The organism is Spirochaetae bacterium HGW-Spirochaetae-1 (assembly GCA_002839375.1).
Lineage (GTDB): Bacteria > Spirochaetota > UBA4802 > UBA4802 > UBA5550 > PGXY01.
Genome location: PGXY01000004.1, coordinates 482,337 through 506,192 on the forward strand (window position 1 = coordinate 482,337; position 23,856 = coordinate 506,192).

Annotated in this window: 23 protein-coding genes and 1 pseudogene; 15 read left to right on the top strand and 9 right to left on the bottom strand. The window is 47.8% G+C overall.

What is annotated here, in order from left to right:
- The first annotated feature begins 69 nt into the window (after positions 1–69).
- The 10 genes and pseudogenes from CVV44_09955 to CVV44_10000 all read left to right on the top strand — a co-directional run bounded on the left by CVV44_09955 (position 70) and on the right by CVV44_10000 (position 12,848).
- A complete protein-coding gene (locus CVV44_09955; GenBank protein ID PKL39259.1) occupies positions 70–1,797 on the top strand; it encodes an FAD-binding oxidoreductase in 1,728 nt (575 codons plus the stop codon).
- A gap of 31 nt (positions 1,798–1,828) precedes the next feature.
- Entirely contained in the window at positions 1,829–3,586 is a 1,758-nt protein-coding gene (locus CVV44_09960) for an FAD/NAD(P)-binding oxidoreductase (GenBank protein ID PKL39179.1), read from the top strand.
- Positions 3,583–4,851: a pyridine nucleotide-disulfide oxidoreductase gene (locus CVV44_09965; protein ID PKL39180.1), complete on the top strand. Its 1,269-nt coding sequence runs from the start codon at positions 3,583–3,585 to the stop codon at positions 4,849–4,851. The genes CVV44_09960 and CVV44_09965 overlap by 4 nt, the downstream gene beginning before the upstream one ends.
- A gap of 1 nt (position 4,852) precedes the next feature.
- Positions 4,853–5,227 (top strand): NAD(FAD)-dependent dehydrogenase, encoded by a 375-nt coding sequence (locus tag CVV44_09970; GenBank protein ID PKL39181.1) that lies wholly within the window; start codon positions 4,853–4,855, stop codon positions 5,225–5,227.
- A 555-nt stretch (positions 5,228–5,782) separates the two neighbouring features.
- Positions 5,783–6,550, top strand: a complete 768-nt coding sequence (locus CVV44_09975) for a 3-hydroxyacyl-CoA dehydrogenase (GenBank protein PKL39182.1) — start codon at positions 5,783–5,785, stop codon at positions 6,548–6,550.
- Between the two features lie 30 nt (positions 6,551–6,580).
- Entirely contained in the window at positions 6,581–7,132 is a 552-nt protein-coding gene (locus CVV44_09980) for an XRE family transcriptional regulator (GenBank protein ID PKL39183.1), read from the top strand.
- A 10-nt stretch (positions 7,133–7,142) separates the two neighbouring features.
- Positions 7,143–8,285, top strand: coding sequence for an acyl-CoA dehydrogenase (locus CVV44_09985; GenBank protein PKL39184.1), 1,143 nt, complete (start codon positions 7,143–7,145; stop codon positions 8,283–8,285).
- A 229-nt stretch (positions 8,286–8,514) separates the two neighbouring features.
- Positions 8,515–9,786, top strand: a complete 1,272-nt coding sequence (locus CVV44_09990) for a hypothetical protein (GenBank protein ID PKL39185.1) — start codon at positions 8,515–8,517, stop codon at positions 9,784–9,786.
- Positions 9,787–10,066: 280 nt separating this feature from the next.
- Positions 10,067–11,092, top strand: coding sequence for a hypothetical protein (locus CVV44_09995; GenBank protein ID PKL39186.1), 1,026 nt, complete (start codon positions 10,067–10,069; stop codon positions 11,090–11,092).
- 535 nt (positions 11,093–11,627) lie between these two features.
- Positions 11,628–12,848 (top strand): annotated as a pseudogene (locus CVV44_10000) (Myo-inositol-1-phosphate synthase).
- A gap of 521 nt (positions 12,849–13,369) precedes the next feature.
- Here the strand turns inward: CVV44_10000 and CVV44_10005 are convergent.
- Positions 13,370–13,660: a hypothetical protein gene (locus CVV44_10005; protein ID PKL39187.1), complete on the bottom strand. Its 291-nt coding sequence runs from the start codon at positions 13,658–13,660 to the stop codon at positions 13,370–13,372.
- Positions 13,661–13,792: 132 nt separating this feature from the next.
- Positions 13,793–14,983, bottom strand: a complete 1,191-nt coding sequence (locus CVV44_10010) for a hypothetical protein (protein PKL39188.1) — start codon at positions 14,981–14,983, stop codon at positions 13,793–13,795.
- A 250-nt stretch (positions 14,984–15,233) separates the two neighbouring features.
- On the opposite strand from CVV44_10010, the gene CVV44_10015 reads away from it, so the two are divergent.
- Positions 15,234–15,839 carry an N-acetyltransferase gene (locus CVV44_10015; protein PKL39189.1) on the top strand — a complete coding sequence of 202 codons (606 nt, stop codon included), beginning with the start codon at positions 15,234–15,236 and terminating at the stop codon, positions 15,837–15,839.
- A 100-nt stretch (positions 15,840–15,939) separates the two neighbouring features.
- Here the strand turns inward: CVV44_10015 and CVV44_10020 are convergent, their stop codons facing one another.
- From CVV44_10020 to CVV44_10030, 3 genes are read right to left on the bottom strand one after another with little or no spacing between them, the layout of a single operon-like run.
- Positions 15,940–16,521, bottom strand: a complete 582-nt coding sequence (locus CVV44_10020) for a Cro/Cl family transcriptional regulator (protein ID PKL39190.1) — start codon at positions 16,519–16,521, stop codon at positions 15,940–15,942.
- Entirely contained in the window at positions 16,518–18,086 is a 1,569-nt protein-coding gene (locus CVV44_10025; GenBank protein PKL39191.1) for a hypothetical protein, read from the bottom strand. The genes CVV44_10020 and CVV44_10025 overlap by 4 nt, the downstream gene beginning before the upstream one ends.
- A 34-nt stretch (positions 18,087–18,120) precedes the next feature.
- Complete coding sequence (locus CVV44_10030; protein PKL39192.1) at positions 18,121–18,471, bottom strand: hypothetical protein; 351 nt, start codon at positions 18,469–18,471, stop codon at positions 18,121–18,123.
- 25 nt (positions 18,472–18,496) lie between these two features.
- Between CVV44_10030 and CVV44_10035 the strand changes: the two genes are divergently transcribed.
- Positions 18,497–19,246 carry a hypothetical protein gene (locus tag CVV44_10035; GenBank protein PKL39193.1) on the top strand — a complete coding sequence of 250 codons (750 nt, stop codon included), beginning with the start codon at positions 18,497–18,499 and terminating at the stop codon, positions 19,244–19,246.
- 9 nt (positions 19,247–19,255) lie between these two features.
- Here CVV44_10035 and CVV44_10040 read toward each other — a convergent pair whose 3' ends face one another.
- The 4 genes from CVV44_10040 to CVV44_10055 are packed head-to-tail and all read right to left on the bottom strand — an operon-like array spanning position 19,256 to position 21,185.
- Positions 19,256–19,744 carry a pyridoxamine 5'-phosphate oxidase family protein gene (locus CVV44_10040; GenBank protein PKL39194.1) on the bottom strand — a complete coding sequence of 163 codons (489 nt, stop codon included), beginning with the start codon at positions 19,742–19,744 and terminating at the stop codon, positions 19,256–19,258.
- 59 nt (positions 19,745–19,803) lie between these two features.
- Positions 19,804–20,244: a hypothetical protein gene (locus CVV44_10045; protein ID PKL39195.1), complete on the bottom strand. Its 441-nt coding sequence runs from the start codon at positions 20,242–20,244 to the stop codon at positions 19,804–19,806.
- 30 nt (positions 20,245–20,274) lie between these two features.
- The gene (locus CVV44_10050) at positions 20,275–20,637 is read right to left on the bottom strand and encodes a DUF4389 domain-containing protein (GenBank protein ID PKL39196.1); all 363 of its coding nucleotides are present in this window, start codon (positions 20,635–20,637) and stop codon (positions 20,275–20,277) included.
- Positions 20,638–20,663: 26 nt separating this feature from the next.
- Entirely contained in the window at positions 20,664–21,185 is a 522-nt protein-coding gene (locus CVV44_10055) for a gamma carbonic anhydrase family protein (protein ID PKL39197.1), read from the bottom strand.
- Positions 21,186–21,402: 217 nt separating this feature from the next.
- On the opposite strand from CVV44_10055, the gene CVV44_10060 reads away from it, so the two are divergent.
- The 3 genes from CVV44_10060 (at position 21,403) to CVV44_10070 (ending at position 23,850) form a co-directional block, all read left to right on the top strand.
- Positions 21,403–22,002 (top strand): hypothetical protein, encoded by a 600-nt coding sequence (locus CVV44_10060; protein ID PKL39198.1) that lies wholly within the window; start codon positions 21,403–21,405, stop codon positions 22,000–22,002.
- A 105-nt stretch (positions 22,003–22,107) separates the two neighbouring features.
- Positions 22,108–22,770 carry a hypothetical protein gene (locus tag CVV44_10065; protein PKL39199.1) on the top strand — a complete coding sequence of 221 codons (663 nt, stop codon included), beginning with the start codon at positions 22,108–22,110 and terminating at the stop codon, positions 22,768–22,770.
- 153 nt (positions 22,771–22,923) lie between these two features.
- Positions 22,924–23,850, top strand: a complete 927-nt coding sequence (locus CVV44_10070) for an alpha/beta hydrolase (GenBank protein PKL39200.1) — start codon at positions 22,924–22,926, stop codon at positions 23,848–23,850.
- Positions 23,851–23,856 lie beyond the last annotated feature (6 nt).

Genomic DNA, 23,856 nt, shown 5'->3' on the forward strand with positions numbered 1-23,856 from the left:
CTGGAAAGCCCAGTACTCTTGAGTAGGGGCCCCATCAACAACACAAGAATAATTTAAATGGAGGAAGATATGGCTAAAAAAATGGGATTTCAACCGGACTGGAATGAGGAGGCCCCGGTACAGGGCTCATACCGATCTATTTTTAAATGGGGTGATCCTCTTGGTTTCAAGCATCCCAATGGGAAATTTTTACAGGCGCTTAAAGAGATTTGCAACATGACTGATGACGATTTCAGGGAAAAGAAAACGACCGGGAATGAGCCGGTACACTATAAGGCTGCTGTAAAACTGTCAAAGACCCAGGTGGGCAGCCTTGCGAAGATAGTCGGCGCTGAAAATATTTCTTCCAGTGAATATGACAGGCTGAAGTTTTCAACTGGCAAGACAATTGAGGAAGCCATGTATCTGCGCCGTGGCAAGGTAAACAGGGTGTCGGATATTGTGATCCACCCCCGAAGCAGTGAGGATATTCAGGAAGTTGTTACATATTGCAACCGGCAGAAGATACCTGTGTATGTATTCGGCGGAGGTTCATCGGTTAATTTCGGTCTTTATCCCGCCAAGGGCGGCGTGACTCTTGTAATGTCAACGCACATGAATAAGATTATTGAATTGAATGAGACCAACCAGACCGTCCGCGTTCAGGCCGGAATGATGGGACCGGCCTTTGAAGAAGCGTTGAATAAGGCACCGGAAAAGTTCGGGGCGAAAAGAAAATATACCTGCGGCCATTTCCCCCAGTCATTTGAATATTCATCCGTGGGTGGATGGATCGTTACACTGGGTTCCGGCCAGCAATCGTCATATTACGGCGACGCCTATGACCTGGTGCTGAGCATGGAAGTCGTGACGCCCTCCGGAACAATCCGAACGCTGGATTACCCGGGAACGGCAACGGGACCAAAGGTTACGGATATATTAAAGGGGAGCGAGGGAACCTTCGGTGTTGTCACGGAAGTGACATGGAAGCTATACCGATATATGCCGGAGAACCGACGATATTTCGGATTTATCTTCCCATCATGGAAAGACGCTGTTGATGCGAGCCGGGAGATATCTCAGAGTGAGTTCGGTATGCCTGCCGTTTTCAGAATATCCGATGAAGAAGAAACCCATATGGGCCTGAAACATTACGGCATCGATGGGACAATTTTAGACAGGCTCATGACCCTGAGAGGGTTCAGGCCCATGGAGCGCTGTCTCTTCCTGGGCTCCGCCGACGGGGAGAAGCATTTTACGGCCAACATCAAGAAACAGGTAAAAACTATATGTAAAAAACACGGCGGCATGTATCTCACCGGTTTCGCCACCAGGCAGTGGGAGCCGGGACGCTACAGGGACCCCTACATCAGGGAAGATCTCATGGATTATGGGATTCTATCAGACACGCTGGAAACGGGAGTGAAATGGGACAATCTGCACAAAGTCCATCAGGAAGTGAGGAAGTTCGTCAAGAGCCGTCCGGGTACCATATGCATGACACACTGTTCACATTTTTATCCCCAGGGAACGAATCTCTACTTTATATATTTCATAAAGGACAACGATATCAAAGACTATGTTGAGTTTCAGGACGGAATTATCGACGCTGTTGAACGCAGTGGCGGTTCCCTGTCACATCATCATGGTGTGGGACGGATGATAGGGCCCTGGATGGAAAGGCATCTCGGGAAAGAACAGATGGATGTTCTCAGGACACTGAAGGGACATTTCGATCCGAAGAACATTATGAATCCCGGCGGGCAGATGGGACTTGATCTGAAAGGGACGGACTGGCGCAAAATAAAAAATAGTTAACCTCAAACCAGAATGATTATCAGAGGATGTTATGGGAAAGAAATATCAAGCCGTGAGAAAAGCCCTGGACCGGAAGGGGTTCAAAAGCATTGAGGCCGTGGAATGGCGTTCCTCCATAGTGCTTACGGGAACGGTTAAAACATGGGATGAAAAGATTAACGCCGGTTATGCAGCTGCCGGCAGGGGCTACAAGGCCGTGGTAAACGATATCGAGGTTCCCGGCGCCCCGGCGGATTCCATGTCGGTACCCGCTCTCCGGGATTCCTTTTTGGAAGGCCGGCATTTTGACGCGGTTATCATCGGGGGAGGAATTACCGGTGCTGCCATAGCCCGTGAGCTTTCCCGGTATGACATATCAATCGCCCTTTTTGAAAAAGAGGAGGATATGGCCAAACACGCCTCGGGTCGCAATGACGGTATGATACATGACGGTTTCGCGGCAAGGGCGAAAACGAAGAAAACCATCTATAATGTCCGGGGAAACAGGCTTTATTCCCGGGTGACAAAGGAACTGGGCGTGGAATTTCACCGGCCCGGTTCCATGATTCTCTTCAGCAGTCCTCTTATGAGACTGGCAGTTCCGATAATGAAGGCGCGGGCGAAGAAAAATAACGTTGACGGATACTGCTACCTGAGCCGCAAGAAGGTGGCTAAAATGGAACCCTGGCTCGTGGATAAACAGTACGGCGCCTTTTTCCTTCCCTCGGCGGGAGTTCTCTCGCCCTACAAGATGGTGATAGCCTATGCCGAAAACGCCGTGCAGAACGGGGCCGAGGTGATCTTAAGCACCGTGGTGACGGGTTTTGACATGAAGGAAGGCAGTATTGAAAGGATACGAACAAACCGCGGCAGCTGTACGGCCCGTGTTGTTATTAACGCTGCCGGGATCTGGGCTGATACAATAGCCGGTTATGCCGATGATCGTTTTTTTTCCCTGCACGGAAGAAAGGGAACCGACGCCATCATGGATCTCAAAACCGGCCGGTACCAGAGCCATATAACGGCCATGCCGAATCTGCTGAAGTCTGATTCAAAGACCAAGGGAGGCGGCCTGGTCATGACGCCCGAGGGAAACATACTTGTCGGTCCCACGGCCCGGGAGGTTTCCTATCGTGAAAATTATGCCACGGACCCCGGTGATATTAACGAATTGATGCATCATATAGAACTAAACCGAAAGCTTGACCGGTCCCAGATAATAACCTATTTCGCCGGGATACGGGCCTGCACCTACGAGGAGGATTTCATCGTCGAGGCCTCGGAGCATGTGGACAATCTGGTCCATGCTGCGGGAATCCAGTCGCCGGGGCTTGCCTCGGCGCCGGCCATAGCAGAAGATATCGTAAAAATATCCCTGGGAATCCTGGGAAAAAAAATGACCGTCAATGAAAAGAAAAATTATAATCCCATACGTAAAGGGATACCGGTTCTGAAAAACATGCCCCTGGATGAGCGCGATCTCTTCATCAGGCGGAACCCGGCCTACGGCAGGATCGTCTGCCGCTGCGAGGAGATTTCCGAGGGGGAGATCCGCGATGCCATGCGATCTCCCATTCCCGTAGCCACCATGGACGGGCTGAAGAGAAGGGTCAGGGTGAGCGCGGGACGATGCCACGGCGGGTTCTGCACGCCGCGCGTGCTGGAGATCATGGCCGAAGAACTGGATGTAGATATAACCGGTATCACCAAAAAGGGCCCGGGTTCACCCTTCTTCTTCGGCCATACCAAGGAGGAGCGGGAGTACCGGGGACGAACGGTGAAGACGATCATCGGCGGAGGTCAGGCATGAGAACGGAACAAGAATGGGATGTCATAGTAATCGGCGGCGGGCCGGCTGGACTGGCCTCGGCCATATCGGCCCATGATGCCGGTGCCAGGGTCTGCGTTATTGAAAGAGAGGAACGGCCGGGAGGCATCCTGAAACAGTGCATACATGACGGGTTCGGTCTTGTCCGGTTTAAGGAAAAGCTCACGGGGCCCGAGTATGCCTCGCGGTATGTGGAAATGGCCCGGGAGCGGAATATCCCCGTTTTTCTCAATTCATTTCTCACGGAAATATCCCGCCGGGATGGTGCGTATCATCTTGCGCTGGTAAATAAGAAGGAAGGTGTTTTCTATTCCAGGGCAACGGCGGTGATCATGGCCATGGGATGCCGGGAGAGGACCTCGCGGCAGATTTTTATACACGGCAGCAGGCCCGCCGGGGTGTTGACTGCTGGACTGGCCCAGTACTTTATAAACATCCAGGGACTCATGCCGGTGAAAAAGTGCGTGATCCTGGGCTCGGGGGACATCGGTCTTATCATGGCGCGGCGCCTCACGCTGGAGGGGGCCGTGGTGGAGGGCGTGTATGAGCTGCAGAAAGAGCCCTCGGGCTTGACGAGAAATATTGTCCAGTGTCTGGAGGATTTCAATATTCCCCTTCACCTGGGTACAACGGTTACGCAGGTCCACGGCGAGAAACGCGTCGAAGGCGTGACTGTAGCGGCCGTAGATGAAAAGTTCCGGCCAATCGCCGGAACGGAGCGCTATATAGACTGTGACTCCCTCATTCTCTCCGTGGGTCTCATTCCCGAGAACGACATTCTTGATCCCCTTGATGTGGCTATGGATGGAAAAACAAAGGGACCCGTGGTGGACCACACCATGATGACCATGCGCGATGGGATTTTCTCCTGCGGCAATGCCCTGCATGTGAACGACCTCGTGGACTATGTTTCCGAGAGCGGTGAAATAGCGGGGCGGCGTGCAGCGGCCTATGCACGGGATGGCCTGCTTGAGCGGAAGCTGGTGCCCGTGGGACACCGGGGACACGTCATGTACACGGTTCCCCAGTTTATCGACACGAGCAGTACCCATGATGCGATCCTGTATTTCCGCAGCAGCAAGACCTTCACCGATGCACGGCTGCGCATTATGGCCGGAGATGTTGAACTCGTGACAAAGAAGTACCGCATCGTGAAGCCGCCGGAAATGGAACGGGTTGTGCTGAAGATGGAGGATATTCCCAAAGATGCCCGTGAAATTACCGTTGAACTGAGGGAGGAACAATAACATGGAACATACAGCAGCTGTTATAACCTGCATATCGTGCCCACTGGGATGCGCCATTGAGATAGAACGGTCCGGTGAAGAATTCACGGTGCAGGGGAACCGGTGCAAAAAGGGAAAGGACTATGCGCAGCAGGAACTGGTGTGCCCCATGAGAAGCATTACCTCAACGGTGCAGACATCTTTCCACGATTTTCCCCGCCTGAGCGTGAAGACCGACCGGGAAGTGCCCCTGCGGGAAATATTTCATTTCATGACGGCCATAAACGTGATCAGCGTTGATAAACGGATGAAACCCGGCGACGTGGTAGCCCGCGGACTCTGCGGAAGTGAAGTGAACCTCGTTGCCACGGGAGATATGTCGGAGATAGCGGTGTAGCCGGAAAACAATTTTAATGTGAGTGAATGAAAGAGGCCGTTGTAGAATAAAATTTTAAAAAAGCCTTGCCTGCCCGGAATATTCTGCTAATAATTTGACATATTGGTCATCAGGAACAGGTTCCGATAACCTGCGTTGTATCCCATGAACCGGTTTTTGGTGACGGAATTTCCTGTATATCTAAAGTCTCGCCAGCCTCGGGCGCCTCGATACGTTTCACTGCGTGAAACACTCGGCAACCGAGGTCTCGGTCCTGGGGTGAAATACCGCGAAAGGAGTAAGGCCCCGGTTGCTGAGTGATCGCTGCTTAGATACGACGGCATTGCTTTTACCCGGCAATCAGGCGATCGTATCGAAGCGACCGGGGAGGCCATAACAGAAAAATTTAAAATTTAAAATTTAAAAAAAGCCTTGCCTGCCCGGAATATTCTGCTAATAATTTGACATATTGGTCGTGAGGAACAGGTTCGGATAAGATGTCTTGTGTCCCCCGGGCCGATTTCCGGCAACGAAAATTTCTGAATATCAGAGAAAAATCTTATATGGAGATACTGTATGGAATTAATTAATGTGACTGCAATTGTTACAGGCGGGGCTGCAGGACTGGGTGCTGCTGTTGTAAGGGAAATTATTGCAACCGGCGGCAGAGCTGCAATCCTCGACCTTGCCGAGGAAAGCGGGAAATCCCTTGCAGAGGAGCTTGGTAAAAACAGCATTTTCATTAAATGCAATATTGCCGATGAAAATGATGTTATTAAGGCTATTGATAAAACTATTGAGAAATTCGGTAATCTGAACAGTGTTGTTAACTGCGCAGGTATTATCAGTGCAGGAAAAATTGCCGGGAGCAAAGGCCCGTTAAATCTTGAATCATTTAAAAAGACTATTGATATAAATCTGGTTGGGACGGTAAATGTTATCAGACTGGCTGCAGACAGAATGCTTAAAAACACTCCGGGAGAAGATGGCGAGAGAGGGGTGATTATAAATACCGCATCTATTGCCGCTTTTGACGGTCAGATTGGACAGTGCGCCTATGCTGCGTCGAAGGGGGGAATTGTTGCCATGACCCTGCCCATCGCAAGGGATCTTGCAGATTCCGGAATAAGGAATAATACAATTGCACCGGGTATTTTTGAAACGGCAATGACTGGTCAGATGCCGGAAAATGTTAAGGATTCTCTTGTAAAAATGATTCCATTCCCAAAGAGGTTCGGAAAATCTGAAGAATTTGCAAAACTTGTTCTTCATATTATTGAAAATAAAATGCTGAACGGAGAAGTTATACGGCTTGATGCAGGTGTAAGAATGGGGAATAAGTAAATAATACTATTATTAAAAAACAGGGTGAATATGAAAAAAAAACCTGAATTATCAGCTGTAAATCCCATTGGCGAAAGACTTGTGAAACTCAGAAATAAAAAAAAGATATCAATAGAAAAACTTTCTGAGATGACAGGTCTTTCCGTTAAACATCTTGAAAAGATAGAAGAGGGAAATGATTTTGCTCCCGTAGGAGATATCCTGAAAATATCCAGAGCATTGACTGTAAGCCCCGATGATATATTAAAATCTAAAGACAATAAAAATGAAAGAATCCAGGGATTTAAAAGACGGGAAGAGGCATATCAGTATAAGGTGCTTACCCCGGAGGCAAAGGACCATCACCTTCGGTCCTTTCGGGTAACTATCCCTCCGGAATCGGAACACCCCAAAATACATTATCAGCACGAAGGGGAGGAATTTGTATATACCCTCAAAGGCCAGGTGGAGATAAAGGTCGGAGCGAAAAACCATCACCTTAAAAAGGATGAAACCCTTCATTTCAATTCGGGAATCAAGCACTCTCTGAAAAATCCAGGTAAGACTGAAACCGTGCTGATCGTTACACTCTACACACCATAAGGATACTGCAATGAATCTTACTCTGACCGACGAACAAATAATGATACGTGACATGATCCGGACTTTTTCCCGCAGCGAGATTGAACCTGTTGCCAGGGAGTATAACGAGGCCGGAAGATTCCCTGAGGAAATAATTAAAAAACTGGGGGAACTGGGCATCTTCGGAATGATGATACCCGAAGAATACGGCGGCGCCAATGCAGGCCCGGTGAGCTACAGTCTGGCTTTGCAGGAAATTGCCTGGGCCTGCGCATCAGTGGCGGTAACCCTCAGCGTAACAAATCTTACAACTGAACCCATATACAACTTTGGAACAGAGGAGCAGAAGCGCAATTTTCTGTTTCCCCTTGCGTCCGGGGAACATATAGGGGCATTCTGTCTTACCGAGCCCGATGCAGGCTCTGACCCCGGCGGACTCAAGACTACAGCGGAATTAAAGGGCAATTCATATATCCTTAACGGGAGCAAACAGTTTATTACAAATGGAGCCTATGCCGGAATTTTTATTGTTATTGCCAGGACCTCATCCGGCAAGGGAGGGCTCACTGCTTTTCTTGTTCCCAAAGGGACCAAGGGTCTGATCATTGGAAAAGCTGAGAAGAAAATGGGTCTGAACGCTTCAAATACAGTTGAAGTTTTTCTTGAAAATTGCAGAATAGATAAGGATATGATGCTGGGGAAGCCGGGCATGGGTCTGAAAATTGCGCTCAACGCACTTGATAGCGGAAGAATCGGAATTGCCTCACAGGCTACGGGCATGATAGCAGCCTGTCTTCACGAAAGTGTGCACTATGCCCGTGAAAGAAAGCAGTTCGGAAAACCAATTATCCGCCACCAGTCAATAGAAAATATGATAGCCGACATCAGCACAGATTATGAGGCAGCCTGTCTTCTTACCTGGAGCGCAGCCATGTCAAAGGAAAAGAAATGCAGCTTTACAAGGGAGGCATCTATTGCCAAGCTGTTTGCCAGTGAGGCTCTTAACAGATGCGCCTACCGTGCGCTTCAGATCTTCGGAGGATACGGCTACATAAAGGATTATAAAATTGAAAGGATCTACCGTGATGCAAGGGTGACTACTATTTATGAGGGTACATCAGAAATACAGAGAATGGTTATTGCGAGGGAAACTGATAATTCCATGGTCCCCTGAATTTTTTATTTTCATGGCGGCCATAAACGGGATCACCGTGGATAAAAGGATGAAACCCGGTGAATCTCGTGGCCCGGGACCTGGGCGGTCGCCGGGATCAACTCCTAAGGTCAACTTTGAAGTGCAGCAGGTACTCTGAAGAAAACTTTATATGAAGTTCTGCACTTAAGAGATTTACAAGGCATAGTATTTATCCTGTTGATGACCCCGTCTACTTCTACTGAGTGTAATGATTTTTGTCTCATCGTCCGTCTTTGCCATGTCGGAGATCAATGACCTGGCGGAAGACCTGTCCAGGGAATACATACAGAAGACCGGACAGGTGCTTATCAAGAAGCGCATTGCCGTCCTGGACTTTGATAATGTGACGCCAATGATGAAAAAGCACGATATTGGTGCCACGGTGGGCGCCCTGCTTACGGGAGAAATGGGCAGCAGCACTGTCTTCCGGCTCGTTGAACGAAAGAGCATCAGCAAGATCATGAAGGAAATGGAGCTTTCCATGACCGGCATGGTAAACCAGGAACAGGCGGTCAAAGCCGGAGAACTTTCCGGGGCCGAACTTCTGCTTCTGGGAACGGTGTCCGAAACCGGTGAGACCATAAGCATCACGGCCCGCATCATCTCGACGGAAAAGGGTGAAGTGATTGTAGCTAAAACCGTGAAGGTACAGCGCGAGGAAATGATCAAGACCGCCGACGAGGTCTACTGGTCGGCTTTCCAGAGCGAATACGGCATAAGCATTTCCCTTGGCATGAATCCCATTATCACCAACGACGGCAGCATGGGTCCGATGATGAGCCTTAACGTGGGTTATAAGCCCCTGCGCTATCTCCGCGTGGGCGGCGGCTTTGTTTACGGAAAGATTATAGAATTCAGAACCGACAAATATGATATGAACGCTTCTACCACTGCCCAGACCGGGGTTGAAACCAGCGCCTTTACCCCTTTTTCCATTTACATTTCTAGTCGTGAGTTTAGCATTCAGCACAACTATCACGTGAACGTTGCCATGATTAAGCTCTATGTGGATGGTCTCTATCCGGTCTACCGGTGGCTCACCCTGGGCGCCCGCATGGAGTACTGGTTCGGCATGGGCAAGATGGTCAATATCGAGCAGGAGATCCACGGCTTTCCAGTACCGGTGAGCTTCGATGCAGACAACAGCGGTACTTACGTTTCACCTGAATATGCCGAACAGCGCATCGTGGTGAACGCCGCCGGCTCCGTAGTTCATGTATTCAATCCCGGTATCATCGCAGAATTTCTCATCTCAAAGCGCATCTCCATCAACCTCTCCCTGGGTTATCTCATTGCCACGACAATTAAGCCGGATTTGTTCTATACGGCCGATGACAACCGGGAGACAGGTGACATTGATGCCTCGGGTATTTTTCCCCGGTATCCCTACTACAACTTCGCCCGGGACCAGAACGACAAGCGCATTACCGCCAACATCTCGGGGGTTAATTTTTCTCTCAGTGTGGGACTGCATATCTAGGACGAATATATCAAAGGCGCGTATCATGGCAATGAACGTGCCTTTGATGTACAGGAAATTTCCTTCTAGCAGCGGGCTTTCAGGCCCCGGACCTCTGAGGCAGGGCCCTGTTCTGCCATAGCAGTTTCGTGTATCAGGCATTTAGTGAACATAAATGAGCCTCAGCTCATTGAATTTATTACTTTACAAGTCTGACTTTAACCTGCAGTATAATACTATAATACAGTTCAAATCGATGGTTTCACCAGATATTCATTAATCTACCTGTAAGGAGGATATTATGAAACGTGTTCATCTGCTGCCGGGAATTCTTATAATAATGGCCTTCGTCTTTGTTTTTATTGTATCAGGGTGTGGTGACAACGGGGCTAACAGTTCACCTGAAGTCTATACTGTTGCCTTTTATTCTGACCGTGATGGCAATACGGAGATTTACATAATAAATACTGACGGTACAAATGAGACCAGGCTGACCAATAATAGTACTGACGACAAGTTTCCCGTTTTTTCCCCTGATGGATCACAAGTAGCTTTTGAATCCAACAGGGATGGTAATGGCGAGATATACATTATGAATATAGACGGATCAGCCCAGACTAACCTTAGCAATACTGCAGCTGATGAATATTTGCGGGGCTTTTCACCTGACGGCTCAAAAATTCTTATTACGAGAAACATTAGCGGTACGGATTTTGATACATTTATTATTGACGGCACTGATGAAATAGTTCTCTCCAATTCAACGTCTGTAGATATAAGCGGCGTTTTTTCACCCGACGGATCAAAGGTCGCCTTTCAGTCAAGCCGTGATGGTGATGTTGAAATTTTTATAGTGGATGCAGATGGGTCAAATGAAACACAACTTACGTATAATACTTTTGTAGAAGGAAACTGTGTTTTTTCACCTGACGGGTCAAGGATTGCCTTTTATTCAAACCGTGACGGGAATAATGAAATCTATATAATGGATGCTGACGGGTCAGATCAAACACGGCTTACAGATAATAGTGGAGATGACTATGCCCCTGTTTTTTCACCTGACGGGTCAAGGATTGCCTTTTATTCAAACCGTGACGGAAATAATGAAATCTATACAATGGATGCGGACGGGTCAGATCAAACGCGGCTTACAAACAATAGTGCAAGTGACAGATACCCGTTATTTTCTCCTGATGGATTAAAAATATTCTTCCGTTCAGATCGTGACGGCAATGCTGAAATTTACATGATGGATGTGGACGGATCACACCAGAAAAATATAACAAATAACAGCGCCGATGATTTAGGCTTTAATATCCTTAATTAATTACAAGGTACCATAAAGAAGGATCAAATGGAAATACAAAGGGACTCCTGACGCTCGAACAGAATCCCCTGGTCAATGCCGCTAAATTCCATGGAAGATGGTTGTCGTGTAATGGGCAGCTTAAGCAGCAGGCCGAGAAAACGGCTTGATTTGTCGAGACCTGTGAAACGGTTTTACAGAGCCAGTCCCTGTTGTAAAATCGATACATGTATTTTATTCGCCGCTATAAAAAAAAAAAAAAAGTTGTTTTGTCTGCCGTTATTTCTCTCACTGTTATTTATTCACAGCACATGATCACAATAAAATCAATTTTATTGAAAAAATTACCCTTATCTATGCTTAAATGCATAGATAAATAAATAAAAAATTGTTGAACAATGATACTGTTTACCGCAAACTATGGCACGAATATTGCATATAAATATATTGTCACATCTCTTGTGGGAAAAATCAGACATAGAATGTGCGCCAAAGCAGGCGGCCGGAAGGGCTTACCTGACTATTGAACTATTTGAGAAGCTCTGGAGGCTTGTCCGTGGAAGCAAAGTCGAGAATTAAAGTAGGAATTATCGGCGCAGGCAACTGCGCAAAATCGCTTGTTGAAGGAATTCAATATTATGCCCAGAACCCCGAAGATAAAGTCGGTCTGATGTATGAGGATATCGGGGGATATACGGTCAACGATATAGAATTCGTGATTGGTTTTGACATCGATCCGCGTAAAGTGAACAAGCCGCTTAGCGTCGCGCTCCGTGCCGCGCCCAATTGTGCCATGGATCATGTCCGGGAAATCGACAACACCTGCATTGCCGAAGGAACGATGGTTTACTGCGCACCCGTGATGGACGGTGTAGCGCCTCACATGCTTAAGTATCACCAGGATGTATCATTCCGCACAAGCGACGAACGCGCAAAAACGACTGATGAAATCATAACCCTTATAAAAGACACAAAAGTTGATGTGCTCATCAACTATCTCCCCGTAGGATCCGAAGATGCGACACGATTCTGGATCGACATTTCGATCAAAGCCGGTGTTCATTTTGTCAATTGCATCCCCACCCTCATTGAGACGAAGGAAACACAGGTTGTCGAACAGCGTTTCATCGATGCCGGACTGACAATCGTCGGCTCGGATATGCGCTCCGCGTGGGGATCATCACGCATGTCAGAAGTGCTCCAGGGTGCAATGCTTGATTCCGGTCTTATGATCACGCAGCATATCCAGATGAATATGGCAGCCGGCTCCACACAGGGGCAGGAAAATATACGCACCGGCAGAACCGCGAATACCGACTTCCTTAACATGGCAAAACAGGAGCGGCTCGTGAACAAACATATTTCCAAGGAGAATGTACTCAAAGGGCAGAATATAGTACGCGACGAATCGATATGCGGGATGACCCTCTTCGCCGGTCCGTCGCTTACGGTTCAGCAAAAACCGGGCGGGAGACATCTCGGCTCGGACAATAAGATCGCGAACTTCGATATAGTCGCCTACGGATTCGCCGGCGCGCGCTACGAAATAGCAGCTCGTCTGTCTGTGCAGGATTCTCCGAACTCGGGAGGAGTAGTGGTATCGGCAATTCGTTTCTGTAAGGTCGCCTCGGAGATGGGAATCGTCGGATTTCTGAGAGGCCCGTCGGCGTGGACGCAAAAGACTCCTCCGCTCCAGTTGAGGACACAGGATGCGAAATTCGAATGTGACGCCCTCTCGCGCCGTGTCCTCACGGATCTTACGACTCCCCAGTTGAAGGACCGCAACCCGAAGGCGAAAGATCTGCCCTATACCTTCCAGGACGGGAAAAACGATTACGAATAAAACCTGAGAAGAAGGCCAGATATAAAAGCCCGCGGGATAACCGGGGGCGTTTATATCTTTCCACTTGCATAAAATATATTCGCTTTCCGGCTGGATATTTCATGCATCCAGGTCTCGCTGAGTCAGGATTCGCCAGGGTCGCAGCTGAAATTGCCAGGGAATCCTCATAATGTATGTTAAGAATGCAGGCCAGTGCCTTTTCTTTTAGGATCTGGCGGTCGATGGCGTTAAAATTCAAAAAAAGCTTTGCCTGCCCGGAACAGATTCGCATGCTCCGACAGGTTCAGTACAAGCAATAGACATGATATCACTGTGACCGGTTTTTGACATGAACGGCGTGCCAATGGGCGCACGCCGTTTCTTCATATGAATTTATTACTTGCCGCGCCCGTCAATCTTTCTAACGCGCTCTATGACAAAATCCGTCATCGGGGTGGCCGATTGAACGGCTTTTTTTATGACCGGCTTTTTCGCCTTGGGTGCGGCTTTTTTTGCGGCCGGCTTTTTCGGTTTTGCCGGAGCCTGGCCGGCTTTTTCGGTTTTGCCGGAGCCTTGGGCTTGCTTGCCGTTTTCTTCACAGCTTTCTTGACGGCTTTTTTTACGGCCGGCTTTTTCGCCTTGGGTGCGGCTTTTTTAGCGGCAGGCTTTTTCGGTTTTGCCGGAGCCTTGGGTTTGCTTGCCGATTTCTTCTTCGTCGTGGTTTTTTTTACTGACTTTGCTTTTTCCATTATGACTGCTCCTCTTATTTAATAAATTTATTATTCAATCAACTGCTACAAACCATGTAATATCATCCTTGCCGGTTCCATTGAACACGATAAGTAGTATACTAAATCATTATCGGCAATAAGCATAAATCTAATATATTGTAAAGTCTACTATTCTTTCATTCTGCCTCTTTTTTTTCTGAACTCGTCAATGAACTCCCGAGAGGAGACATGTTTGTCAACGAACGTTACAATGTAGGATTCCCGGTATCGTGGAGGAATCAGCGTAAGGGGCCACATGTGTTTAACGATGATGTCCTTTTCTATGTCATTGACGGGAAAATACTTCATTGAATTTTCAAGAGCGATGCGCGGATGTTCCACACCATGATATTTGTCCCGGTGAAGTTCAGGCTCGTCATGATTACGCCAGTCATACAGAAAAAAGTCGTGAAGTAATCCCCCCCGGGCCGCAGATATATAATCCAGATTCAAATACTTGCAGGTTCTGTAGGCAATATATGACACGGCTTTTGCGTGTTCATAAATCGATGAGTTGTGATGAAAAAAGTTATTGAGCTTCATAAATTCCGGATGATCGAGAATATCTTTGACTATATTGTTATATTCATCGCTGTCGGGACGCCTTTCGTTAATTACTGATTCCACAATGTCAGACATTTTACCCATAGCGGTATTTACTTTCAGTTTGATATTTTTACCGAGGTTTTCATCAAGTTTTCGGTTGAGGTCAGGGAAAGCGCCGAGAATCCGTTTGAATGAACCAAGTATCCGCTCAACTTCGGCGTTGTTGAGGGTAACATATTTTTCGTACAGGTAGCGCAAATTGGCCCTGAACCTGTTCAGTGAAACAACCGATGCCGACAAATCAGAGATAAAATAGGCACCCAGCAGGCCGGATATCATTGCAGCCTGACCGTTTTCCAGCCGGTATACATTTTTTGCTATGAACGGCTGCAGAAGATAGACAACGGCCATGGCAAGAACACCCCAGGCCAGTGAAAACGTCAGGCATATCTTGCCATTGATGTTAAGCTTGCTGTCTGAATAATCCCATAGTTTGAGGTCGAACAGTCTTTCGAAAAATTCCCCGGTTATATACTCGATCACGGAAAGCAGAATGACGTATACAATGAATTGCACAGCCATGTTTAGATCGCCGATGTAATTTTGTACACCGAGAATCAGCAGGGCGCCTGTTCCGTAAACGGGAACAAAGGGTCCGAAAAGAAATCCCGGGTTAATGAGACGTTTCTGTGTCCATGACCTGTAAACGAACTCAATCAGCCACCCGATAAAACAATAAATAGTAAAAAATACCGTAATGTATGCCGGTTCCATGTATCACCCTGTAAGTATTTTCTGTATCCGGATATAAGGGAACCTTTAAAAATTAAATTTTGGAAGTTCCCTTGTGGGTACAAGCATTGGAAAAATCAGGTTTTATCATTCTTGTAATAATGAGAAAACCTGATTTTTAGAAGTACCCATAATATTATAATGCAAAAATAAAAAAACAATAATTTTTAAAATCCTTGCCTGTCTGGAATTTTCTGTTAAATATTGCATTCAACTGAAAGAGGTTCGAAGGATGGAATGTTTTATGCAACAAATAAATAAAAATATGATTAATGATGCAGCGTATGTCTTGTCCAGGGCGTTTAAAAATGATCCCTTGTTTGTTTTCTTTTTCCCCGATGAGAGTACGAGGGTTGAGCTGACTTTTTATACTTTCAGGTTCATCGCTGCCCACGCACAGAAAAAAGGATTTGTTTGTGCCGTATCACCGGGGTTCGAGGGCGCATCTATATGGTTGCCCTTTACGGCACTAAAGAGGGGCCTGGTTGACCAGGTACGGTTCGGCGCGTTAAAGATGCTGTTCAGGCAGGGGAAAGAAGCGATCGGCAGGCAGATCATGGCCAGCGAGCATATGAGAGCCATACATGCTGAAAGTCTCGGAGAACCGCATATGTACCTTTCCACAATCGGGATTGATGAAAAATACAGGGGGAAGGGATTTGCATCAGAACTCATGCGGCCGGGGCTTGAAAAAGCTGACAGGGAGAGCCTTCCCTGTTATCTTGACACGCATAATGAAAAAAACATAGGTCTTTATGCGAGGTACGGTTTTGAAATTGCTGCTGAATCCGTCATACCTGGTTCTGATGTGCGCCACTGGGCGATGATAAGAAAGTAAAATTTGCTGTCCCTGGATAGATTTCCCGGGATCAAAATTCCTGGTGTTCAGGAAGAAGGGATAGGGGCGCGGAGCGCATTATTCATTGCAGGGAGGTGGATCAGCCCAACTCCACATCGGGGAGATTTTTCCTCACCTCGTCATAGGTCCTGTATGTCGACAGGACTTCCACCACTATGGGAAGTGGATCGGACCAGATTCCCGTTATCATTACCTCTCCGGGTTTTCCCCCGGGGAAGGCCAGCCGCTCCACGGGAGGTGTGAACCGGGCGTCAACATCACTCCTGTTTCCCCTGGCGTCCATGCGATACCAGCCTGTTTCGGGAAGATATACGGCGTTGAGGCCGTGAAGGCAATAGGGCGGTGAACCTTCTTCAAGCGTCAGGCGCTGATAGCACAGGCCTGTGGGGATACCATTGGCCCTGAGCAGAGCCGCCAGGAGATGGCTCTTGGCATAGCAGTACCCGGTGCGGTGCAGCAGCACATCCGAGGCAGTCAGCGTCACGGGATTCATTTTATGATCATGGCTGTGGAATATATCATCGCGGACGAATTCAAAACATTTTAGTGCAATGGCAGCCGGTGTGTTCAGGCCTTGTGAAAGTTCACGTGCCTTGCCTGTTACCGCCGGGTGTGTCCAGTCAATGATTGCCGTCGATCGAAGATAGTTCTGTGTATTCATATCGTGAATTCGAAGGAATCCACGAGCCTGTTGAGCCGTTCGGCCACACTGGCTATCTCTTCCGTATTTGCCGCCATTTCCTCGGCGGCGCTGGAGTTCTCCTGACCCACCTTGCTGATTTTTTTGATGGCGTCGGAAATGTTCATGGTAGATGCACGATGAGTCTCAAGTGATTCGTCTATTTTTTCTGAGATATATCGCATGCTTTCCGATTCGGCTGCCACGTCATTATTATATTTGATCTGCAGATTCATGAATTCCGATATGCGCTGCATAAGACTACCGATGCCCCCGATATCGTTGATGATCAGTTTAATGATGTCACTCAGGTAGCTTACGCTTTCAAGGCCTTTCTGGATATCTGTTTTATTGGTCTGAATGATCTGTCCGATATCCTTGATGCTGTGGGCCGTCCTGTCGGCGAGTTTGGAAATCTCATCGGCTACAACGGCGAAGCCCCGGCCAGCGTCACCGGCACGGGCCGATTCGATTGAGGCGTTGAGAGAAAGGAGGTTGACCTGGTCGGAAATATCGTTGATGAGGCCCATGATATTAGTCATTTCCGATGAGCTGTTTTCAATGGCCCTCATTATTTCATTGGTTGTTTGAAGTGCCTTCTCGCCGTCGGCTACACGTTCCGCGATGGACCGGGTCTGCTTCAGGGCGTCGGCCGTCTCTTGGTTGAGGTCTTCAATAGAATGGGAAAGCTCGTTCATTTTGCCGGTGAGGGTTTTAAAGCTGACACTCTGAGTGTCGGCATTTGCAGCCAGTTCATCAATACTGGAATCATTGATTGTGCTGGCAGTCATTATTTCATCTTCCATGGCGGTCTGGGACTGGGTGTTTTCGGCCAGGGAAAGGGTCGTGGCCGACATTTCCTCCATGGAACTGGCAAGAGTAGAGGCCACATCGCGCACGTTGCTGAGAAGTGTATTGGTTCTTTCCAGGTTGTCACTGGCGGTCTGCCGGGCATTTTCGATAAGTCGTACATTATTTGTTGTAAAGTTGGCCATGAGATACACAAAGTAGGTGTTGCCCATCATGAAAAGAATTTTTGCCAGTTCAGTCGGTATCCGCAAAGCGCCGGGCTCGAAAATGAGTTTTGAATCTGTGACAAAGCTCATACCGCCCCATGCGATTCCCATGGCAATAAGGATAATATAACTCGTAATAGTGATAATTCCCATATATATGTTCAGCCTGCCGTTAAAGCGCAGGGAATGAATGATAACATACAGTATATAAAGTATAAAAGTGGCCGATTCCTTGACAGTCAGCGCCCATCCGTTGAAGGCATCATAGTGAAAGGAAAATTTGACGAAAAAGAGAATCATAACTTCAATGGTCACTGAAATATAGATAAGTGCCATGGGCGTTTTTTTCAGGGCGATATACACCTGGTTTACTATGGCTACAGAAAGGTGGATAACGCCGCCAATGAGAATGGAAAGATAAATGGCCTTTTCAGAACCGGATCTCAGAGAGGAAATTGCCAGGACTATAAAAAAAATAGCGAATATATACCTGGTTCTGTTTATAATTCTTTCAGTGGCGAGTACGTTCATTAGTGAGCCCCACTTTCAGTTGTTTTTTCCCGTTTCATATTCTGTCAGGATGAAGGTCAGCAGAAATATAAAAATACCTTATTAGAGTATTCATCGGAATAATACCGTTATCTTTGAATCTCTTTTTTTTTATTTCCCGATGCGTAATGAAAAATATGAATGTGGATTCCCGGGAAAATTTTAATTGAAAATGCCGGTCTTTTTTGTATAATACATTAATTAAAAAAGTTACATGTCGGAATCGGAGACAGAAGGTATTTTTCCTGATGAGCGATTGACCGTCCGTGTAAACAGGTCCCATTATGTATATCGTATATATAAAAATGCAAGGAGTATGAGAAATGTTAAAAAAAACGTTTTTGCTGTTCTCTTTTTCTCTTATCATCGTTTTCCTTTATACTGCAGGCGCCATGGCCCAGGAAACTGAAGCTGCCGAGGGCGATGCGGGCGGTATCGGTCTCACCGTGGGGCTGGACTACTGGAGCAACTATTACTGGCGCGGTACGCCCTATTTCCAGGAAGACGGCGTTTTCTTTCCCACCGTGGCCTATGATGTTATGGGGTCGGGCCTGGTACTCACCCTGGGTGCCGAGCTTTCGGAAGACTGGGTTTTTGACGGAAAGCCCGTGGATACGTCGGCTTCTCCTGACGGAGTAGACAATAAAGATATTCACTCGACGGATTTCGCCGTCGATTATTCCACCACCATTGCCGACATGGTTTCTGTGGGAGGCGGGTTCTGGTATTTCCTGACATGGAATACCGATTATAACTTTATGTACTGGTACCTGACTGCCGGGCTCACCTCGGTGCCCCTGTCACCCACGCTGACCTTCTATCATGACATTTACCAGGAATCGGGCGATGCGAAAGACTTCTATGTCCAGCTTGCCCTGAGCCATGGATTTGAGCTGACCAAGGAAGCTGGTCTGACCCTGGGTGTGGCAGGCGGATATTATAATTATGATTCATACGGACTGAGGGGTATCAGCGATATCGATTTTTCCGCGGCCCTTGAGATAGCCGTGGGTATCGTAACCTACACCAGTTCATTTCATTATATCATTGTTCCGACGAAGGATTTTTATGATTATACTGCTCCCGGTGCCAAGGATATCAACCGGTTCTACGCCAGCTTCGGGGCATCGGTTTCACTGTAAGAGAGGAATTTATTTCTTCAACAGGGCGGTATGATCCTTATACCCCGAGACTTTGCCTGACATATCGGTAATATCAATGCGAATCACAGCCATGTTCTCTACCAGATCATGGCTGTATTCGTATATACCCGTACCGGCATATTTTTCCATTATGATGTCCAGGGCTCGTGTCTTTTCCTCCCGGGAGTCCATGAGATAGGCTGATCCGAAACCGATGACGCTGTAATACCGGGCGCCCCAGTCGCATGCCTTTTCACCGGTGACCAGTTCGATATCCGTTTCAGCGGCAAAACAGACATTGCTGTTTTCCCGAATCATCTTTATTTTTTTACCTTCTCGCGCCGAGTGAAAGTAGAGGCTGTATTCCCGGTAGCCGAAATTGACCGGTACAACATAGGGCTGATTGTCCCGCGCCAGTGAGAGGTGACAGATGGCCGCCTTGTTAAGCACGGCCTCAATGACGGCTACATCCTTTATTTCCTTGTCATGTCTTCGCATGGTTATGGTCTACCGGACCGGCCGGGAAAAGTCAATTCACTTTTCCGTCGTATGATATCCTATTCATCAATTACTTCCCAATCCCCTTCACCGAACCGTACGGCAAGTTCATGACGCCGCCCCATCTCAAAAAAATGGAATATGACCCGCGGATGCTCTTCCTTAAGGAACCGGCTGGATTCTGAATCGGTGAGGATTTCGAAGGCCCACCATACGGCCTGCTCAGCCAGATCGGGATTGATTTTCCCTGTCCAGCCATAGGGCTGCTCGTCTTCCGTGAGGGGAACGGTGCCCTTTTCCGTGGCAGGGACATATATTTCCACGGGATTGCTTGATGAGAAAAAGACTCCGCCGGAACGGGCGTACAGGGAGGCAAGGTTCAGGCTTATCTGCCATTTGTTGAGAAAGGCGCCCTTCTTACTGAAACCGAAAGGGGATTCAATCAGGGGATTGTCACCGGCCCGGTTGACTTTTTCTTTTATATAATCGTTCAGGGTCATGGTCTTTTTTACTGACCACGGAGTGTCACATCAGTCTTCATCGACAGATGTTGGAAGCGATGTATCATAATCCAGCTCCAACTCGGGAGCGGGCCAGTCTGAAAAAGGAAACGGGCGGTCATCGGTGGCGTAACCGAGGAATAGAAGCACCTGGTACATGTATTGTGAAAGCTGGGCGCTGAAGACCCGCGCCTGTCTGTTGGGTTCTCCCGTGAATAGATTTAAAAGCATCTGAAATATCAGAATGATGGCGAAGATATTTATCGCAGCTCCCATGAAGATGATAAATAAAAACATGTAGAAGAGCCGCAGCCAGGTGCCGGTATTTTTCAGGTGCTGTTTGATTTCACTGTTGTCTATCATGGATATTCCTCCTGTAATAATGTTGCCCATTTAAGGTGTTATTTGCAGACTTTGAGTCATTCCTCCCGTATCAGGTCCATGGCGTAGCGCCGGGAATTTTTGACATAGTGACGGGCCGAATCCCGTATGGTCTCAATGTCATCTTCCGTTATCTGCCGCACCACCCTGCCGGGAGATCCCATGACTACGGAGCCGTCGGGGATGTGCTTGTTCTCGGTGATGAGGGTATTGGCGCCGATTAAGCAGTTTTTTCCTATGACGGCGCCGTTGAGGATTACGGCGTTGATGCCGATAAGGCATTCATCGCCGATGATGCAGCCGTGCAGCATGACCTTGTGTCCCACCGTTACGTCTCTGCCGATCGCGAGAGAATAGGTGTCGTCAACATGAAGAACGCAGCTGTCCTGTATGTTGCTGTTTTCACCGATGGTGATGGTGTTGGAGTCTCCGCGTACAACGGCGTTAAACCATATGCTGGCATTGTTTTCAAGTATTACGGAGCCGATGACCACGGCATTATCGGCGATAAAATGTTCACCCTTTGTCGTGGGGCCTCGGCCGTTCAATGTATACTTCATGATTATTTCCCTGCAGATTTAATAGCATGAGCATATCCTCCATACAAGCTGCCGTCAATCACTAATCACGGCATGGGGATTATTTGTTAGATTGCCGCATGATGATTGGGCACTGTTTGGCCGCAGAGTGATTTTTACTTGACAGAGGGCAAAAATTATTGATCGCTCTTGTATAATATCGGTTTGGATATACTGAAAGGCTTCAGGGGAATGATACATGGCGAAAACATCAAAGGATAAACCCCAGAAAGAACTCATAATGGACAGGTCCCGCGTTCTTTTCTGGGAAAAGGGATACATGGAAACCAGCATGAGGGACATCGCCCAGGCCTGCGGGTTCAGACCCGCCAATATCTATAATTTTTTCACCAACAAAGAACAGATACTCTTTGAAATCCTAATAGATGAGATGAACCAGATCATTGAACCGATACGGCACCTGGAGCATGAAGATGACGGCGACCCGGTCCGGCAGCTGCGCCTTGTCATCGAAAATCATACACGGCTGACCCTGGGACACCGGCGGTCGTCGAAACTCCTATTCGATATGGAACTGGGCAGCCTGTCTCCGGCCAATAAAAAAAAGATTATCAGGCTTCGCGATGATTATGACAGGATAGCCAGCACAATCATCAGGCGCGGCATGGAGCGGAAGATTTTTAACACGGCCGATGACCGCATGGCCGTGTACTGCATTGCCTCCATGATTGTCCGTACGCGTATGTGGTATTCGCCCGATGGAAGACTGAGCATCGATGAGATCATCGACTTTATCTTCAATTTTGCCCTGAAAGGACTCAACTTTAAGGGAAGGTGATTCCTGTAAAATTTCCGACACAAAGTTAAAAATGTTCTTGATTTGTTAATACCCCCTGTTTATTTATAACCGTCTGGACGGTTTTAAATAAACAGGGGGTATTCAATGAAAAAGGTTTCATTATTCTTTCTCGTAATGATTTTTGCCGTGGGGATTTTGCCTACAACAGCTCAGGAAACCTGGAAACTGAGTAAGGATTCAAAGGGAGTAAAGGTTTTCACCCGTGATGTGACAGGTTCACCCTACAAGGAAATGCGGGCGGTTATGAACAGCAAAACTCCCTTTGAGGTGGCTGTGGAGGTCATGAAGGATCCAGAGCACTACTATGAATGGTATGGTATGTGCGGAGGGCTCTCCGTGATAAACAAAAAGACCGACAGCAATTTTGATATGTATTTTATCCTTGATCTTCCCGTTGTGACCGACAGGGACGTGGTCATAAATGTGGTTCAGCACGTGGATTTCGCCAAAGGGGTTGCCAAGGTTGATATTAACAGGATTGAGAGTACCTATAAAAAGGATTCCGGGCTGGTGCATATGGCCAAGATGAACGGAACTTTCACTATCACAAGGCAGAGCAATGGGGAGATCGTCATCGTGTATCAGCTTTTTGCCGATGTGGGCGGTTCTCTTCCAGCCTGGGTAGTCAATATTGCTTCAACGGATCATCCCTTCAAGACCATGACGGGTGTACGGAAACAGTCAAAGCAGGATAAGTACTGGGCAAGCGCCAAAGCCCTGCACAAAAAAGACTTTGTCCGGCAGTGAAGAACAGCCAGACAGGTAATGTAAGGTGCCCGGTTAAATTCTGATTATCGAATGAATGGCTGATCATTAATATTTTTTTAATGTTTCCATTTAAAAGGAAAATGTTGTTGATACTAAAAGCTGTCCAGAGCAGATGTTTATTATTCAAGATGGATGGAGACAGGGGATATGGCTTCCAGGGAGTTTTACCGTATCAGGGACAGCATTAAAAAAATTATACAGCGATTTGACTATTCGGGAAATCAGGATGATATAAACCGCCTCAGGTTTTTCATGAACATGGGGATACAGCCCTTTTCGGACAGGGCATCATTGAGTGAAGTGACGGCCGGGACGGTCCCGGCTGCATGGATCTATGATTGTGATGCAGAACCGAAAAACAGGATACTGTTCCTTCATGGGGGCGGATATGTGGCGGGCGGCATTATATCGCACCGCAACCTGGCGGCATGGATTTCCAGGGCCGCCGGTTGTGCCGTGCTGCTTATCGATTACCGGCTGGCGCCGGAGAATCCTTTCCCGGCAGCCCTGGATGATGCTCTCACGGCATACCGGTGGATGCAGCTGAACGGACCGATGGGTGAAGAGAGTGCCCGTAATACATTCATAGCCGGCGATTCGGCCGGCGGCGGTCTTACCCTGGCCACGCTTCTTGCACTGAAGCAGGGAGGGGAACCCCTTCCCCGGGCTGCCGTGACTCTTTCGGCCTTTGCGGACCTGTCCATGGGAGGTGAGACAATTCACAGCCTGGCGGAGCAGGAGGTCATGATACCGCCTAAAATTCTGCCCGGGATTTCCGCCGCATACTGTGCCGGTGCCGATCCGCGTGATCCTCATATTTCTCCCGTGTACGGCGATCCTTCCGGGCTGCCGCCTCTTCTAATGCAGACTGGAGACGCTGAAATTCTTCTCGATCATACAACCCGTTTCGCAGCAAAGGCGAAGGAGAACGGCGTGGACGTCACCCTGGAGATATGGGAGGAGATGTTCCATGATTTTCAGCTCTATGCCAATCTTTTTAGTGAAGGCAGGGAGGCAATAGAAAAGATCGGCCTCTTCGTGAGACGTTATATAATCTGATGCTGC

What these genes read in the sequence shown, in the direction of transcription:
- CVV44_09955 (PKL39259.1), top strand. Translation starts at nt 70, where the DNA reads ATGGCTAAAAAAATGGGATTTCAACCGGACTGGAATGAGGAGGCCCCG.
- CVV44_09960 (PKL39179.1), top strand. Translation starts at nt 1,829, where the DNA reads ATGGGAAAGAAATATCAAGCCGTGAGAAAAGCCCTGGACCGGAAGGGG.
- CVV44_09965 (PKL39180.1), top strand. Translation starts at nt 3,583, where the DNA reads ATGAGAACGGAACAAGAATGGGATGTCATAGTAATCGGCGGCGGGCCG.
- CVV44_09970 (PKL39181.1), top strand. Translation starts at nt 4,853, where the DNA reads ATGGAACATACAGCAGCTGTTATAACCTGCATATCGTGCCCACTGGGA.
- CVV44_09975 (PKL39182.1), top strand. Translation starts at nt 5,783, where the DNA reads ATGGAATTAATTAATGTGACTGCAATTGTTACAGGCGGGGCTGCAGGA.
- CVV44_09980 (PKL39183.1), top strand. Translation starts at nt 6,581, where the DNA reads ATGAAAAAAAAACCTGAATTATCAGCTGTAAATCCCATTGGCGAAAGA.
- CVV44_09985 (PKL39184.1), top strand. Translation starts at nt 7,143, where the DNA reads ATGAATCTTACTCTGACCGACGAACAAATAATGATACGTGACATGATC.
- CVV44_09990 (PKL39185.1), top strand. Translation starts at nt 8,515, where the DNA reads ATGATTTTTGTCTCATCGTCCGTCTTTGCCATGTCGGAGATCAATGAC.
- CVV44_09995 (PKL39186.1), top strand. Translation starts at nt 10,067, where the DNA reads ATGAAACGTGTTCATCTGCTGCCGGGAATTCTTATAATAATGGCCTTC.
- CVV44_10010 (PKL39188.1), bottom strand. Translation starts at nt 14,983, where the DNA reads ATGGAACCGGCATACATTACGGTATTTTTTACTATTTATTGTTTTATC.
- CVV44_10015 (PKL39189.1), top strand. Translation starts at nt 15,234, where the DNA reads ATGGAATGTTTTATGCAACAAATAAATAAAAATATGATTAATGATGCA.
- CVV44_10020 (PKL39190.1), bottom strand. Translation starts at nt 16,521, where the DNA reads ATGAATACACAGAACTATCTTCGATCGACGGCAATCATTGACTGGACA.
- CVV44_10025 (PKL39191.1), bottom strand. Translation starts at nt 18,086, where the DNA reads ATGAACGTACTCGCCACTGAAAGAATTATAAACAGAACCAGGTATATA.
- CVV44_10030 (PKL39192.1), bottom strand. Translation starts at nt 18,471, where the DNA reads ATGATAAGAGAAAAAGAGAACAGCAAAAACGTTTTTTTTAACATTTCT.
- CVV44_10035 (PKL39193.1), top strand. Translation starts at nt 18,497, where the DNA reads ATGGCCCAGGAAACTGAAGCTGCCGAGGGCGATGCGGGCGGTATCGGT.
- CVV44_10040 (PKL39194.1), bottom strand. Translation starts at nt 19,744, where the DNA reads ATGCGAAGACATGACAAGGAAATAAAGGATGTAGCCGTCATTGAGGCC.
- CVV44_10045 (PKL39195.1), bottom strand. Translation starts at nt 20,244, where the DNA reads ATGACCCTGAACGATTATATAAAAGAAAAAGTCAACCGGGCCGGTGAC.
- CVV44_10050 (PKL39196.1), bottom strand. Translation starts at nt 20,637, where the DNA reads ATGGGCAACATTATTACAGGAGGAATATCCATGATAGACAACAGTGAA.
- CVV44_10055 (PKL39197.1), bottom strand. Translation starts at nt 21,185, where the DNA reads ATGAAGTATACATTGAACGGCCGAGGCCCCACGACAAAGGGTGAACAT.
- CVV44_10060 (PKL39198.1), top strand. Translation starts at nt 21,403, where the DNA reads ATGGCGAAAACATCAAAGGATAAACCCCAGAAAGAACTCATAATGGAC.
- CVV44_10065 (PKL39199.1), top strand. Translation starts at nt 22,108, where the DNA reads ATGAAAAAGGTTTCATTATTCTTTCTCGTAATGATTTTTGCCGTGGGG.
- CVV44_10070 (PKL39200.1), top strand. Translation starts at nt 22,924, where the DNA reads ATGGAGACAGGGGATATGGCTTCCAGGGAGTTTTACCGTATCAGGGAC.